The organism is Alcanivorax sp. (genome assembly GCF_019431375.1).
GTDB classification, from domain to species: Bacteria; Pseudomonadota; Gammaproteobacteria; order Pseudomonadales; family Alcanivoracaceae; genus Alcanivorax; species Alcanivorax jadensis_A.
On record NZ_CP080267.1, the window covers coordinates 619,676 to 634,139 of the forward strand.

Annotated in this window: 11 protein-coding genes and 4 tRNA genes; 12 read left to right on the forward strand and 3 right to left on the reverse strand. The window is 56.6% G+C overall.

Annotated elements, in window-relative coordinates:
• The first annotated feature begins 11 nt into the window (after positions 1-11).
• Positions 12-99: transfer RNA gene (locus tag KZ772_RS02785), tRNA-Ser, on the forward strand.
• 165 nt (positions 100-264) lie between these two features.
• Here KZ772_RS02785 and KZ772_RS02790 read toward each other — a convergent pair.
• The 3 genes from KZ772_RS02790 to KZ772_RS02800 are packed head-to-tail and all read right to left on the reverse strand — an operon-like array spanning position 265 to position 3,223.
• On the reverse strand, positions 265-1,281 hold the full coding sequence (locus KZ772_RS02790) for an ArsA family ATPase (RefSeq protein ID WP_290538367.1): 1,017 nt from the start codon (positions 1,279-1,281) through the stop codon (positions 265-267).
• Positions 1,281-1,550: a cory-CC-star protein gene (locus tag KZ772_RS02795; protein WP_290538368.1), complete on the reverse strand. Its 270-nt coding sequence runs from the start codon at positions 1,548-1,550 to the stop codon at positions 1,281-1,283. The genes KZ772_RS02790 and KZ772_RS02795 overlap by 1 nt, the downstream gene beginning before the upstream one ends.
• The gene (locus KZ772_RS02800; protein WP_290538369.1) at positions 1,550-3,223 is read right to left on the reverse strand and encodes a carbon starvation protein A; all 1,674 of its coding nucleotides are present in this window, start codon (positions 3,221-3,223) and stop codon (positions 1,550-1,552) included. Before KZ772_RS02800 ends, KZ772_RS02795 begins: the two co-directional genes overlap by 1 nt.
• A 321-nt stretch (positions 3,224-3,544) precedes the next feature.
• On the opposite strand from KZ772_RS02800, the gene uvrY reads away from it, so the two are divergent.
• The 11 genes from uvrY (at position 3,545) to KZ772_RS02855 (ending at position 14,464) form a co-directional block, all read left to right on the forward strand.
• Entirely contained in the window at positions 3,545-4,198 is a 654-nt protein-coding gene (gene uvrY / locus KZ772_RS02805; RefSeq protein WP_290538370.1) for a UvrY/SirA/GacA family response regulator transcription factor, read from the forward strand.
• Between the two features lie 87 nt (positions 4,199-4,285).
• Positions 4,286-6,109: an excinuclease ABC subunit UvrC gene (gene uvrC / locus KZ772_RS02810; protein ID WP_290538371.1), complete on the forward strand. Its 1,824-nt coding sequence runs from the start codon at positions 4,286-4,288 to the stop codon at positions 6,107-6,109.
• A 244-nt stretch (positions 6,110-6,353) separates the two neighbouring features.
• Positions 6,354-6,953 (forward strand): CDP-diacylglycerol--glycerol-3-phosphate 3-phosphatidyltransferase, encoded by a 600-nt coding sequence (pgsA, locus tag KZ772_RS02815; RefSeq protein ID WP_290538372.1) that lies wholly within the window; start codon positions 6,354-6,356, stop codon positions 6,951-6,953.
• A 161-nt stretch (positions 6,954-7,114) separates the two neighbouring features.
• Positions 7,115-7,190: transfer RNA gene (locus KZ772_RS02820), tRNA-Gly, on the forward strand.
• 54 nt (positions 7,191-7,244) lie between these two features.
• A tRNA-Cys gene (locus KZ772_RS02825) sits at positions 7,245-7,318 on the forward strand.
• A gap of 22 nt (positions 7,319-7,340) precedes the next feature.
• A tRNA-Leu gene (locus tag KZ772_RS02830) sits at positions 7,341-7,426 on the forward strand.
• Between the two features lie 266 nt (positions 7,427-7,692).
• The gene (locus KZ772_RS02835) at positions 7,693-11,364 is read left to right on the forward strand and encodes a response regulator (RefSeq protein ID WP_290538373.1); all 3,672 of its coding nucleotides are present in this window, start codon (positions 7,693-7,695) and stop codon (positions 11,362-11,364) included.
• Positions 11,365-11,382: 18 nt separating this feature from the next.
• Positions 11,383-12,246 (forward strand): protein-glutamate O-methyltransferase CheR, encoded by an 864-nt coding sequence (locus KZ772_RS02840; protein ID WP_290538374.1) that lies wholly within the window; start codon positions 11,383-11,385, stop codon positions 12,244-12,246.
• Between the two features lie 13 nt (positions 12,247-12,259).
• Positions 12,260-12,742 (forward strand): response regulator, encoded by a 483-nt coding sequence (locus tag KZ772_RS02845; protein ID WP_290511355.1) that lies wholly within the window; start codon positions 12,260-12,262, stop codon positions 12,740-12,742.
• Positions 12,742-13,320 carry a chemotaxis protein CheB gene (locus tag KZ772_RS02850; protein WP_290539509.1) on the forward strand — a complete coding sequence of 193 codons (579 nt, stop codon included), beginning with the start codon at positions 12,742-12,744 and terminating at the stop codon, positions 13,318-13,320. Before KZ772_RS02845 ends, KZ772_RS02850 begins: the two co-directional genes overlap by 1 nt.
• Before the next feature lie 7 nt (positions 13,321-13,327).
• Positions 13,328-14,464, forward strand: coding sequence for a response regulator (locus tag KZ772_RS02855; RefSeq protein WP_290538375.1), 1,137 nt, complete (start codon positions 13,328-13,330; stop codon positions 14,462-14,464).

Below are 14,464 nucleotides of genomic sequence, written 5' to 3' on the forward strand. Positions count from 1 at the left end.
CTGGCCTGTCCGGAGGGGTGGCAGAGTGGCCGAATGCACCGGTCTTGAAAACCGGCGACGGGAGACCGTCCGTGGGTTCAAATCCCACCCCCTCCGCCAAACAAGAAGCCCGTGCTCATAAGAGCGCGGGCTTTTTTTATGGCCAATCGCGCAACGTAAACGCCCGAGCGGCGAAGAAGGGGCGGTAGCGGGTTACGAGTTACGACAAGCGAAAGTCAAAACCGGTGTTGATTTTCGCTCCTTGCTCCTCGTAACTCTGCGCGTCTATATCGTCGGTTCCAGCAACGCCGCAAACTCCTGCAGCCCGTCCAGTCCCTGAATATCGTCTTCCAACAACGGCAACTGGATTCTGGGCAGCCCCTTGAGCGCCTCATCCAATTCGATCATGTGTCGCTGCTGTCGAGCCAGGCGGGCGGCGAAGAAGGCACTGTCGGCGGCATCCGGGAGGACCCGGTTGACGATGGCGCCGGCCACCGGGATGTGGCTGTCGCGCAGGGTGGCGACGGCCCGGGCGGTTTCCAGGATGGGTAGACGTTCCGGGGTCAGAACAAACAGGAAGGCGGTGTGGTCCGGGTCGCTGAGCTGTCTGCGGGTGCGGTGGAACAGGCGCTGCCTGGCCAGCAGCGTCTCTGCCACCTCCCGGCTCCGCGGGTCCAGATCGGCGGTGGCATGTTCGGTGGGGTCCTGCAGCGGGCTGTCCAGATCCTTGCCGGGTGTCAGGTGACCCAGCACCTTGCCCAGCTTGCGAGCCTTTTCATTGTGACGTAGCAGGCCATCGGTCCAGGCGGCCATCACTTCCGGCAGGCTCAGCAGACGCAGGGTGTGGCCGGTTGGCGCAGTATCGAAAATTAGCAGGTCGTAGTCGCGGCTGTCTTCATCAATGATGCGGGCGATTCGCTCCAGCAGGGCGGCTTCCTGGGCACCGGGAGACTGGCGGCTCAGGCGTAGCTGTTTTTCCAGCTCGCGGACCTGGTCCGGGCCCGCAAAGCGACGCATCTGGGCACTGACCCGGTCCAGGTAGGCATCCACTTCCTGGTCTGGATCCATTTCCAGGGCCACCAGGTTCGGAGCCAGGCGGGTGGGGTGGTTGCCGATGGGGCGGGCGAAGGCATCGGCCAGGCTGTGGGCCGGATCAGTGGACACCAGCAGCACCCGGCGCCCCTGTTCGGCGGCGCGCAGGGCCAGGGCAGAGGCGGTGGTGGTCTTTCCCACGCCGCCCTTGCCGCCGACCATTAGCAGGGATTTTTCCGCCAGCAGGTTGTCCAGATTCAATGAAGGCATCAGCAGCAGCGGAAATGATCAAGCGGTGAGCGTTCCATGCCCATGCGGGTATGCCATTCGTGAAAGCGGTCCATCAGCAGCGGCTGCAGTTCCAGCGTGCTCCAGGCGGCCGGGTTGGGCACTCCCATCATTTCCGCAAACACCAGCAACATGAACAAGTCTTCCTCGTCCCGCTTGGCCCGGGCGATGGCCGCCCGGTAGGGGGCGTTGTAGTACTGGGCCCCCAGTTCTCCCAGGCGGCGGAAAAACAGCCGTGTCTTGCCGGTCATCAGATTCTCTCCGGCGGTGCGTTGAAGGCACGTTTCAGGGCGGCGGCACACTCCAGGGTGACCAGCAGGGCGGCTACCAGAACCACCAGATCCAGCCCCAGCAGGAACCAGTCCGACTTGTCGTAGAAGCTCTTGAGCTGGATCAACAGGGCGTACAGGGTCATTACCAGCAGGAATACCAGTGGTGCCAATGTGTAAATGGCGGGGCGGCCCCGTTTGACCAGCATGATGGTGATCACCAGCAGGGTAAGCCCGGCCAGCAACTGGTTGGTGGTGCCAAATAATGGCCAGATCAGCAGGCCGCCGGAGCCATCGGCGCCGCCGGCCCCGAAGGCCAGCAGCAGGCAGCTGGCCACTGCCAGGAGGGTGGCGGGCAGGGGGCGAGTGAGCCATTTCTGCTGATAGATTTCTCCCCATTCCTGGAAGATATAGCGCTGCAGGCGCAGGCCGGTGTCCATGGTGGTGCCGGCAAACAGGGCAGCCATCACGGTCAGCAAGGTGGCGGCCACGCCCACGTCCATGCCGGTACCGCCGGCAAGAATATTGGCGCCGCCGTTGACGAACGCAGTGAGGCTGCCATCGCCGAAAGCGGTATAGACGGCCTGCCAGTCCGCCAGAGTGGCGAAGCCGGCGGTGGCCGCGATGATGGCCGCCAGAGCCAGGGCGCCTTCACCGACAGCCCCGAAATAGCCGACAAAGCGGGCATCCGGTTCTTTATCCAACTGTTTGGAGCTGGTGCCGGACGCCACCAGGCCATGAAAACCGGAAATGGCGCCACAGGCGATGGTGACAAACAGTAGTGGCAGCAGAGATGGCGTGCCGGCCGGCACATCGCTGTTGATCATCGGCGCCACCACCTGTGGGTTGCCGATCAGTACGGCACCATAGAGCAGGATCAGGCCCACGAACAGTTGCAGGCCATTGATGTAATCGCGGGGTTGCAGCAACACCCACACCGGCAGCAGGGAGGCGATGGCCGCATAGCCGAACAGCAGCAGAATCCAGCTGGCACTGGCGGACAGGCCCATGACCTGCTCCGGCAATTCCACCGGCACCTGTGGGCCGATATAGATCAGGCTATAGAGGGCAATGACACCCACCACGGAAACCACCCCGAGACCAATAATCCGGCGGTAGATCAACTGACCAATCACCAGGGCCACGGCGATGGCGCCCCATACCGGTACAACGGCGCCCGGATTGTTGATCAATAGCTTGGCGATGACCACTCCGAAAACCGCGTTGACCATCAGTAACACCAGGAAGATGACGATCATGAACACCGTGCGGGCACGACGTCCGACGACTTCACCGGTCAGGGAGCCAACGGACTTTGCCCGGTTGCGCACACTGGCCCAGAGGGCGCCACTGTCGTGGACCCCGGCAAAGAAAACGGTGCCCAGCACCACCCACAGAAAGGCGGGCAACCAGCCCCAGATTACCGCGATCGCCGGGCCAACAATCGGCGCGGCGCCGGCCACGGAGGTGAAGTGGTGACCCCATAGCACAAAGCGGTTGGTGGGCACAAAATCCACGCCATCCTCATATTCATGGGCTGGGGTACGGAAATTGGGGTCAAGCTTGTAGATGCGGGTAGCGATAAAGCGGGAGTACAATAAATATCCGGCGGCCATGCCACCCAGGCCGAGCAGAAGCAGAACGATTGCGCTCATGGGGTGCCTTTTGTCATTGTCGCTGTTGGAGCCCGATTGGGACGTATACAAGGCCTATGGTTAGTGCTTTCGATGCAGGCGTCAACGAGACCAATGGCTAATGAATAACGCTTTATGCCTTTGAGTGCCTGTACAATACAATGATTAGGGAAATCACCGAGTTGAGCGGATACTGAACGGCCATTCAATAAAAATTTCAGAGGTGGCGTGAGATATGTCATCGTTTGTTAACAAGGCCCTATGCATGCGGGTGCACAGACGCTACCCTTCGGGCCTTACTGAAAAAGACAAGGGTAAAGGAATTACCCGGGGGAAGCAGTAATGATCAAAGTATTGGTAGTGGACGACCATGATCTGGTCAGAACCGGCATTGCCAGGATGCTGGACGAAGTGGAAGGCTTGCGGGTGGTTGGTGAGGCCAGTTCCGGTGAGCAGGCTGTGCAGCTGGCCAAGGACACGGTGCCGGATGTGGTGCTGATGGATATCAAGATGCCGGGCATCGGTGGCCTTGAAGCAACCCGTAAACTGTTGCGCGTGGACGAAGGCATCCGTGTAATTGCCGTGACCATGTGCGAGGAGGAGCCATTCCCCTCCCGCCTGATGAAGGCCGGTGCCGCCGGCTACATGACCAAGGGTGCAGACCTGGAAGAAATGGTTCGCGCCATCAAGATTGTCACCACCGGGCAGCGCTATATCAGCCCGGAAATTGCCCAGGCCATGGCACTCAAGCCTTATACCGGTGACGACGCGTCTCTGCTGGATATGCTCTCCGAGCGCGAGCTACAGATCATGATGATGATCGTCAACTGCCACAAGGTGCAGGATGTGGCTGACAAACTGTGCCTGTCGCCCAAAACCGTCAATACCTACCGTTATCGTATCTTCGACAAGCTGGGCGTGACCAGCGATGTGGAAATGGCTTTGCTGGCGGTGCGCCACGGCATGCTGGACGCGGTGGAGAACACAGCTCCCTGATTGCACTTATGGTGTCACGGGAAAGAGGCAATAGTCCGGGCGAAGCTGTTACACTTTTTACAGCAGTAACTGGCCGAGACTTTTCCCTTGTCAGAGTTTGACCCCCAACACTTTCTGGATCATTGCGCCCGCAAGCCGGGCGTGTACCGCATGCTCAATGAAGAGGGTGATGTTCTCTATGTGGGCAAGGCTCGTAATTTACAGGCCCGCCTGAGCAGCTATTTCCAGAAAAACATTACCAGCCCCAAGACCCGTGCCCTGGTGGCGCGTATCGCCAGTATCCAGACCACGGTTACCGGCAGCGAGGCAGAGGCCTTGCTGCTGGAGCAGTCGCTGATCAAGGAGCTGCGGCCGCCCTATAATATTCTGCTGCGCGACGACAAGTCCTACCCCTATATCCGTATCACTACCTCGGACCGGTTCCCGCGCATTACCTTTCACCGCGGTAGTCGCCGCAGCGGCAGCCATTACTTCGGCCCTTACCCCAGCGGTGGTGCGGTGCGTGAAGCGCTTTCCCTGGTGGAAAAGGTGTTCCAGGTGCGCAACTGCAGCGACAGCTATTTTCGCAATCGGACACGACCCTGCCTGCAGCATCAAATCAATCGTTGTACCGCTCCCTGTGTGGGCCTGGTTAGTGAGGAGGCCTATGCGCATCAGGTAAAGCTTGCCATGGATTTCCTGGATGGGCGCAGCAGAGAGGTAGTAGAGCAGCTCAGTGCAGAAATGGATGCCGCCGCTCAGGCCCTGGATTTCGAGCGAGCAGCCATCATTCGCGATCAACTCGCTGCGATCCAGTCTGTTCAGCAAAAACAATACGCAGAAACGGGGCAGGGCAATCTGGATGTGGTGGCCATTGAAAGCCGCCATGGCCTGGCAGTGGTGGAAGTGTTGATGATTCGCGGTGGCAGGATTCTCGGCCATCGCACCTTTCGGCCGGATACACGGGGCGAAGAGGATCAAAACGAAATTCTGGAGGCGTTTCTGGCCCAATATTATCTGGGTGACCGGGAAGATCCGGTGCAGCCCGAGGAAATTCTGCTGGGCCTGGAGCCAGCGAGTGCCGAGGCATTGCAGCAAGCGTTGAGCCACCATTGGGGCAAAAAAGTGCGTTTGGCTTGGCGGGTTCGGGGGGAACGAGCTGCCTGGATCGACATGGCACAGACCAATGCCCAGCAATCCCTGGCGGCGGAACTGGCCGCCCGCGAGCACATGGAGCAGCGCTTTCTGGCCCTGGAGGCACTGCTTGGGACGGATGAACCCGTTCGCCGCATTGAATGCTTCGATATCAGCCATACCCAGGGGGAGAAGGCCGTGGCGTCTTGTGTGGTATTTGACCAACAGGGCGCCAGGAAAACCGATTATCGCCACTTCAATGTGGCGCCGACCCATGCCGGCGATGATTACGAGGCGCTGGAAGAAGCTGTGCGGCGTCGCTATCAGCGGGTGCTCAAGGAGCAGGCCAGGCTGCCGGATCTTCTCCTTATTGATGGCGGCAAGGGCCAGATGCAGCGTGCCTGGGATGTGATGCAAGAACTGGCATTGCAGGGCCGTGTGCGGGTCATGGGCATCGGCAAGGGTCCAAGCAGACGGCCCGGCTTTGAAGTGCTGTATCTGCCCGATGGTCAGGAACTGGTGCCAGGGCCCTCCCACTCCGCGTTGCACCTGCTGCAACAGGTTCGGGATGAGGCCCATCGCTTTGCGCTCACCGGCCATCGGGCCCGGCGCGGCAAGACGCGCAAACAATCCTCCCTGGACGAAATCCCCGGTATCGGACCGAAGCGCCGTAAGGCGCTTCTGACCCACTTTGGTGGCCTCAAGCAGTTACGAAACGCCTCGGCTGGCGAGCTGGCCCGGGTGCCAGGCATCAACGCCCAGATGGCACAGACCCTTTATGACTGGTTTCATGACTAAGGGATTGTGGGTGTGGTGTTGAAAATCCTGTGATTCGTACCGAAGCGTCTGTGGTCGCAAAATGGGCAATGAGTCACAACGGGCTTTCCGTTATACTGGCCCTTTCGGCCTGTTAGAGTCTGCTGTGTCCCATTGCGGCAGATGTTTATGCTGGCCATGCTCTGCGTCCGTGTCTTTTCGAGGTTTTTCAGGCTTCGTGGCGGACAGCGGGGTATCAACAGGCCCTTATTTTGGCGGTAGTACTATGCAGAAAACGAACCCGATCCTGAATTTGCCCAATATCCTTACCATGATTCGTGTATTGGCAATTCCCGTTCTGGTTCTGGTGTTCTACTTGCCCTTCAAGTGGAGCGATATGTGCGCGGCAGCGCTGTTTCTGGCTGCTGGCGTAACGGACTGGCTCGATGGGTACCTGGCACGCCGCCTGAATCAGACCAGCCCCCTGGGTGCCTTTCTGGATCCGGTGGCAGATAAGCTGATTGTCGGCGTGGCTCTGGTCATGCTGGTGCAGGTCCATGCAACGGCCTGGTTGGCAGTGCCTGCCATGGTGATCGTTTCACGGGAAATTGCCGTGTCCGCCCTGCGTGAATGGATGGCAGAACTGGGGCAGCGGGGCAGGGTGGCCGTCAGTCAGCTGGGCAAGATCAAGACAGTTACCCAGATGACAGCCATCACCCTGTTACTGGCCCAGAAGCCCGATTTCGATGCCCTGGGCGATATCATGATGACTCCCTGGTTGTGGCTCAGCTACGGCCTTCTATACTTGGCCACGGCGTTGACCCTGTGGTCCATGGGCTCTTATTTGCGCGCTGCCGCCCCGGAGTTACTGAAAAGCGGAGACTGAGTCGGCTTCATCGGGTTGCTGCGCGTGCAGGCCAGGGCAGAATCGAAGGTTTTTTAGTCAAAGTGCTGAAAAATCAGAAAAAACCATCAGGCTCGGGTTGACAGTGAGGGGGCGATGGGTAGAATTCTCCCCGCAACGAAGCATGCTTCGCGGCAAAAAAAGCGGGAATAGCTCAGCTGGTAGAGCACAACCTTGCCAAGGTTGGGGTCGCGAGTTCGAATCTCGTTTCCCGCTCCAAGTTTTCAAAAGCCTCGGTTCCGCCGAGGTTTTTTCTTGGTAAATCAGTTTAAAGGCGCGGTGGCAGAGTGGTTATGCAGCGGACTGCAACTCCGTGTACGCCGGTTCGATTCCGACCCGCGCCTCCAATTATTGACCCGCACGGTCACCGCCCGGGTGGCGAAATTGGTAGACGCAACGGACTTAAAATCCGTTGACCTTTGGTCGTGCGGGTTCAAGTCCCGCCCCGGGCACCAGTTTTCCCGTTACCATCCTCTCCTGGCTTTTCGCCACAGCTTCTCTCTTCCGCATCATTTCGCGATCGCCGCTAGTCGGAAAAAATTCCAGTCAAATCAAGCGTCTGGTTACGCAACTTCAGGCACTTTATTGCCGTATTGCCAAGCTTTCTGGTAGCCTCACACTTTAGTCTTAGCCTGAGCCCGCACTCAAACGACGGATTCAGGCCTGGCCCTTTCGGGGGGCACCGAGAACAAAAAGCCGGAAAGGCGAGAGGGCTATCTGAATGAACTGGTTCCAGAACCTGTCTGTGCGGCTGAAGATTTTGTCTGTAGCCGGACTGGGCATCGTGTTGTTTGTCGTCTATGCGGCATACAGCTTCTATATTGCCGAAACCAATATTGATCATCTCAAGCGTATCGAGAAGCAGGATTTCCCCGTTCTTGAGCTGGTAAACGCCAACAATGTGGATTTCATTGCCATTAGTGAATCCTTCATTGCGGCGATCACTCAGGCGGATCCGGACCTTCTGCAGGAAGCGCAGAGCCGTGCCGCCGAATTTGAGCAACGGCTTGCGGATATCCGGCGCACCGACCCAAGCCTGTCCGGCGGCGTGGAGGATTTGCGTCGCAGCTTCAGTGCGTATATCAGTGAGGCCACCACCCTGGCCCGCAGCCTGATCAATAATAATGCAGCCTCCGACGATCTTTATCAGCGCATCAGCCATGTTCGTGGCCTCCAGGATGCTTACGAAACGCACCAGAAAGCGTTCGAAAAACAGCGCTATGAAGCGTTTCGTGAAACTCTGAATTCAAGCCGTTCGGATAATCTCAGCACCCAGAAAATCGGCCTGTTTCTGGGCCTGGTTGCCTTCACCCTGCTTGCTCTGATCGCTTTGCGAGTGACCCGCGCCATAACCTTGCCGCTGGAAGGGGCAGTTAACGCTGCCGACAATATTGCCAATGGCAAGTGGGACACCAAGATAGAGCAGGGCGGCCGCGATGAAACCGGTCATCTGCTGCATGCCATTCGCAAGATGCGTGATTCGCTGATTAAGCGTCATACCGAGGACCGCCGCCAGGAAACCATCAAGAATCATCTTGCCGAGCTGAATAACCGCATGCGTGGTGAGATGAGTTTCGAGCAACTCGGCAACAATATGCTCAGCTTTCTGGTGCCTGTGCTGGAAGCTCAGGTGGGAGCATTTTACAGCTTCGACCCGGCTACAGAGCAGCTCACCTTGAGCAGCTCTTATGCCATGCAGCGTCGTAAGCATCTGGCCAATACGTTCAAGCTCGGCGAATCCCTGGTTGGCCAGTGTGCACTGGAGCGTAAAAGTATTCTGCTGGAGCAGGTGCCAGAGGATTACATCAGCATCGCGTCGGGCACCGGCACTGGGCAGGCCCGCAATGTGATGGTGATGCCGGTTGTCCACGATGATGAGATCAAGGGCGTTCTCGAGATCGGTGCTTTCCGTGAATTCAGTGATGAAGACCTGACATTCCTGGAGCAGTGCGTGTCAGTGATCGCGGTATCCGTTCACAGCGTGCAAAGTCGCATGCGTTTGGCACAGATGCTGGAACAAACCCAGGAGCAGGCGGTTGCCCTGGAGCGGCAAAAAGAGGAAATGGCTCAGGTCAACGAGGACTTGGAAGAACAGGCCATGGAGCTTTCCGCCTCTGAATCCCGACTGCAGCAACAGCAGGAAGAGCTAAAGGCGATCAACGAAGAGCTGGAATCCCAAACCCAGGCTTTACGTGCCTCGGAAGAAAGCCTGCAGGCCCAACAGGAAGAATTGCGCGTTACCAATGAGGAGCTGGAAGCCCAGGCCCGGTTGCTCACCGAACAGAAGAGTGAGATGGCGCAGAAGAACGACGAGCTTGAATTGTTGCGCCATGAACTGGAAGACAAGATCCGTGAACTGGAAATGTCCTCCAAGTACAAATCCGAGTTTCTCTCGACAATGAGTCATGAGTTGCGCACACCGCTTAACTCGATCCTGATCCTGTCCAATGCCCTGGGACAGAACAAGAAGGGCAATCTTGATGACAAGCAGGTGGAGCATGCCCAGGTCATCCATTCCGCGGGCTCGGATCTGCTTAGCCTGATTAACGACATCCTCGATATTTCCAAGATCGAGGAAGGCAAGATGGATGTGATCATTGATGATCTGTCCCCGCAGGAAATTGGTGAGCATTTCCGGCGCAACTTTGCGCATGTGGCGGAAAGTCGCAATCTGGATTTTCACGTCAACCTCGGCGACGATCTGCCGGATTACTTCTACACCGATCGTCAGCGTCTGGAGCAGATCATCAAGAATCTGCTTTCCAACGCTCTGAAATTCACCGAGCAAGGTTCGGTGACGCTGGCTATCGCGCGTCCAGAGCAAGACGAAACCCTGCCATCCCGTCACCTATTGCATGACAAAACCATCAAGTTTGCCGTTACCGACACGGGGGCAGGGATCCCGGCCGAAAAGCAGAAACTTATTTTCGAAGCTTTCCAACAGGCCGATGGCACTACCAGTCGCAAATATGGAGGTACTGGCCTCGGCTTGACGATTTCCCGTGAGTTGGCCCGTCTGCTTGGCGGTGAAATCAGCCTCCACAGCGACGGTGAAGGCACTGGATCCACCTTCATGCTGTATCTGCCGGAAGGTACTGCAGAATCCATGGATGCTCCTGCTGGCGAGGTTACCAGCGCAGCGGATATTGGCACTAATGCAGAAGCGCATACTGCCGCGCTGACTCAGACAGAAGCCGGTCGAGATGATTTTGTGGTGCGAGAAAAGACGGTTCTGATCGTTGAAGACGATAGTGAATTCGCTACGGTTCTTCTTGATCTGGCTGCTGATTATGGCCTGGAAGGGCATATCTGCTCTGACGGCGAAGCGGGGCTGGAATACGCCAGCCATTACCGGCCGAGTGCAATTATTCTGGATATCGGGCTCCCCGGTATCGACGGCTGGCAAGTCATGGAGAAGCTCAAGGCGGATCCGCGCACCAAGGACATCCCGGTGCACTTCTTGTCTGGCCGGGATGAGCGCAAGAAGGCTCTTGAGCTTGGCGCCATTGATTTCCTTACCAAGCCAGCCAAGCAGGACGACATACTCTCGGCCTTCGCCAAGATCGAGGGAGCTATTGAGACAAATGTTCGCCGCTTGCTGGTGGTCGAAGACAGCGAAATCCAGCACGAAAGTATTCGTGAGCTGTTTGATCAGAAAGGTGTGGAAATTACTGCCGCAACCAGCGGTGAGGAAGCCTTGAAGGCTCTCCGTGAAACCGTTTTCGATTGCATGATTCTGGATCTGACTCTGCCGGATATGAGTGGTTTTGAACTGTTGGAAACCCTCCATGCCAGTAAGGATTACGACAGCGTTCCGGTGGTAATCTATACCGGCAAGGATATGACGCGGGAAGAGGAAGCAAAACTACGTAAATATGCGGACCGCATCATCCTCAAAACGGAACGCTCCCATGAGCGCCTGTTGAACGAGGCGTCGCTGTTCCTGCACTGGCTGGAATCCACCTTGCCGGCCAACCGTCGCCCCAGTACCGATGCGATTGAGCATCGGGATGATATTTTTGAAGGCAAGCAGCTGTTGCTGGTGGACGATGACATGCGCAATATCTATGCGCTGTCGGCCCAGCTGGAAGAGCTGGGCTTCGATATCACCATCGCCAATAATGGCCGTGAGGCGCTGGGGGTTCTGGATGAGCATCCAGAGATGGATATTGTGCTGATGGATATCATGATGCCGGAAATGGATGGCTACGAAGCCATGACGCATATCCGTGAGCAGGCCCGTTTCCAGAAGTTGCCCATCCTGGCGCTTACGGCCAAGGCCATGAAAGACGACCGCGCCAAGTGTATCCAGGCAGGCGCCAATGATTACTGCTCAAAACCGATTGATATGGCGAAACTCACCTCGCTGTTGCGGGTCTGGCTTCATAAATAGGCGCTTGAGGATCAATGAATGGCTGAGCCTTACCCCATCGACGACGACGAGATCAGTGTCGAGGACATTGAGATCCGGCTGTTGTTAGAGGCGATTTACCAGATGTATGGGTATGATTTTCGCTCCTACAGTAAGGCCTCTATTCGTCGCCGGGTCATGCACCGAATGGCCATGTCCGGTTTTGCCTCGATCATGGAAATGACCGACAAGGTGCTCCGGGATCGGCCGTTCTTCGTAACCCTGCTTAACGATCTCACCGTCAATGTGACCGAGATGTACCGGGATCCGGAGTTCTACCGCGCTTTCCGTGAGGAGGTGGTGCCGGTATTGAAAACCTTCCCCTTCATCAAAATCTGGCATGCTGGCTGTTCCACCGGCGAGGAAATCTATTCCATGGCCATCCTGCTGGAGGAAGAGGGGCTCTACGACCGAGCCATGATCTATGCCACCGATATCGACAAGAATGTGCTGGCGTCAGCCAAAAAAGGCATCTATTCCATTGAGGCGGTAAAGCAGTATGGTGACAATTATCGTCGGGCAGGGGGCAAACACTCGCTGTCTGACTATTTTACCGCACGCTATGACAGCGTGATCATGGAGCAGCGCCTCAAGCGCAATATCGTTTTTGCTGACCATGACCTGGCAACGGATCAGGTTTTTGGTGAAATGCACGTTATCCTGTGCCGCAATGTATTGATCTACTTTGATCGTGCCTTGCAGGCCCGGGTAATCAGGCTATTCAGCGACAGCCTGGATATGGGCGGCTATCTCTGCCTGGGTACCAAGGAAAGCCTGCGTTTCAGTGGTCAGGAAGAGACCTTTGATGTGATCAACAAGCCGCTGCGGATTTTCCGCAAACGGCAACTACTTCACCACGCATGACTAGAGACAACCGATGATAGAGCAGAAGCTGCTACTCGTGGATGACCAACCCGCCAACCTGGTGTCGCTAGAGGCAGTCCTGGAGGGCGAGGGGCGCACCCTTATCAAGGCGCATTCCGGCCAGGAAGCGTTGAAGATTCTGCTTAAGGAAGATATATCCCTGGTGCTGCTGGATGTGCAGATGCCGGGGATGGATGGCTTTGAAGTCGCGGAATTGATGCGCCAGCGTAAGGATACGCAAACCATCCCCATTATTTTTGTTACCGCGATCAGCAAGGAAAAGAAATATGTATTTAAAGGCTACCAGGCAGGCGCTGTAGATTATCTATTCAAGCCCCTGGATCCATTGATTCTCAAGAGCAAAGTGGATTTTTTCCTCAGCCTGGACAAACAGCGGCGTGAGTTGCAGCAAAAGCTGCGTGAGGCACAGGCTCATCGTGCTGCCTATGAGGCCGGTAAGACCCAGCGCGGGGAGGGTAGCGGTAACTCATCGTGATGGACAGGATCGGGCCGGTAAAGGCGATTGTCATGGGGGCTTCCTGGGGAGGTCTGAATGCGTATACACGTATTCTGTCAGCATTGCCCGTGGGCTTCCCGGCCGCGATTCTGCTGGTTCAGCATCAGCACGCTAGCGCAGAAAATCGCCTGCCCTGGTTGTTGGCACGGTACTGTCAGTTACCGGTGATAGCACCGGAAGACAAGGAAGAAATTCTGCCTGGCTGTGTCTATGTGGCCCCCCCGGGTTATCACATGCTGGTGGAAGAGGATGAGACACTGGCATTTTCTGCCGGAAGGCCCGTGCTGTTTTCCCGGCCATCGGTAGACGAGCTGTTTCTTTCTGCAGGGGCGGTATACGGAAAACAGCTTGCAGCGGTTATTCTTACCGGCGCCAATGAAGATGGTGCCAAAGGGATTGACTATATTCGCCGTCGTGGCGGATTTACCATCGCTCAGTCACCGGTAAGCGCAGAAGCACCGGCAATGCCCGAAGCGGCAATAAAAACAGGTGCAGTTTCCAGAGTGCTCGATCTCGAAGCAATCGGGCCCTTTCTGGCAGAACAGGTTGCAGGGTAGTAGACCTATGAAGCAAAACATTTTGGTTGTGGATGACCACAGGGAAAATCTTATTGCCCTCGAAGCAATTCTTGATGGGGAAGGGCGAAATCTCGTTATGGCGCAATCGGGCAACGAGGCCCTTTCGCTGGCACTCAAGTATGATTTTGCGCTGGTGCTGCTGGATGTGCAGATGCCGGAAATGGACGGCTTTGAAGTCGCCGAGCTGATGCGCAAGAACAAGAAGACCCACCATATTCCCATCATTTTCGTTACCGCGATATCGAAAGAGCAGAAATACGTTTTCAAAGGTTACGAATGTGGTGCAGTGGACTATCTGTTCAAGCCCATTGACCAGAAAATACTGGAAGCCAAGGTCAATGTGTTTCTTGAGCTGGATCGTCAGCGCAAGAAACTGCAGCAAGCTGTGGTCCAGATGAAACGGCTGAAAGATGAGAATGAGCGTCTGTTGCATGCATTGGGCGAGGCTCTGATCGGTGCTGATGCCCGGGGCCGGGTATCTTTCTGCAATGAAGCGGCCTGTGCACTGCTGCGCAGTCCTCGTGATGAGCTGGTCGGCAAGGATATCGCAGCGCTGATCTTCAACGACGATACTGGCAGACGCCGCTGGGAGTGGAAGGATTCACCGCTGCGACAGGCCTGCCAGCAGGGTGAAAGCTGGAAAAACGAACACAGCCTCTACACACAGGACGAAGATGGGCTGATAGCCTTGTCTGTACGGGGCAACGCGATTACTGATGATGCTGGCAATTTTACCGGTGTTGTCATTGTGCTGCGCAAGGCCGACGATGAAAATGATGTACGGGACAGCCGCAAGGACCATCGCCGCCACCCCCGCAAGAAACTGTTTAGGGAAATGGTGGTGTTTGATCGCAGCACTGGTGGTAACGTGGGCCGGTTGATGAATATCAGTCTTGACGGGTTCAAATTGTTTACCCGCCGGGAGCTTCCCCAGGGCGAGGTTTTACAGATGGGGATGGTGCTTCCGGATCAGATCGCCGGGGTCAACACTATCAGCTTTGATGCCCGGGTGGTGTGGTCGGAAATTCTGGATGCGCCTGGGGAATACCAGGTGGGTTTCCAGTTCATGGAGCTGACAGAGATCACAGCTAATGTGATCGCGAATTTGATGGACAAATACTGA

Excerpts from the sequence above, each read along its gene's own strand:
- KZ772_RS02845 (WP_290511355.1), top strand. The coding sequence starts at position 12,260 with ATGATAGAGCAGAAGCTGCTACTCGTGGATGACCAACCCGCCAACCTG.
- KZ772_RS02855 (WP_290538375.1), top strand. The coding sequence starts at position 13,328 with ATGAAGCAAAACATTTTGGTTGTGGATGACCACAGGGAAAATCTTATT.
- KZ772_RS02840 (WP_290538374.1), top strand. The coding sequence starts at position 11,383 with ATGGCTGAGCCTTACCCCATCGACGACGACGAGATCAGTGTCGAGGAC.
- KZ772_RS02790 (WP_290538367.1), bottom strand. The coding sequence starts at position 1,281 with ATGCCTTCATTGAATCTGGACAACCTGCTGGCGGAAAAATCCCTGCTA.
- KZ772_RS02850 (WP_290539509.1), top strand. The coding sequence starts at position 12,742 with ATGGACAGGATCGGGCCGGTAAAGGCGATTGTCATGGGGGCTTCCTGG.
- KZ772_RS02835 (WP_290538373.1), top strand. The coding sequence starts at position 7,693 with ATGAACTGGTTCCAGAACCTGTCTGTGCGGCTGAAGATTTTGTCTGTA.
- uvrY (WP_290538370.1), top strand. The coding sequence starts at position 3,545 with ATGATCAAAGTATTGGTAGTGGACGACCATGATCTGGTCAGAACCGGC.
- KZ772_RS02800 (WP_290538369.1), bottom strand. The coding sequence starts at position 3,223 with ATGAGCGCAATCGTTCTGCTTCTGCTCGGCCTGGGTGGCATGGCCGCC.
- pgsA (WP_290538372.1), top strand. The coding sequence starts at position 6,354 with ATGCAGAAAACGAACCCGATCCTGAATTTGCCCAATATCCTTACCATG.
- KZ772_RS02795 (WP_290538368.1), bottom strand. The coding sequence starts at position 1,550 with ATGACCGGCAAGACACGGCTGTTTTTCCGCCGCCTGGGAGAACTGGGG.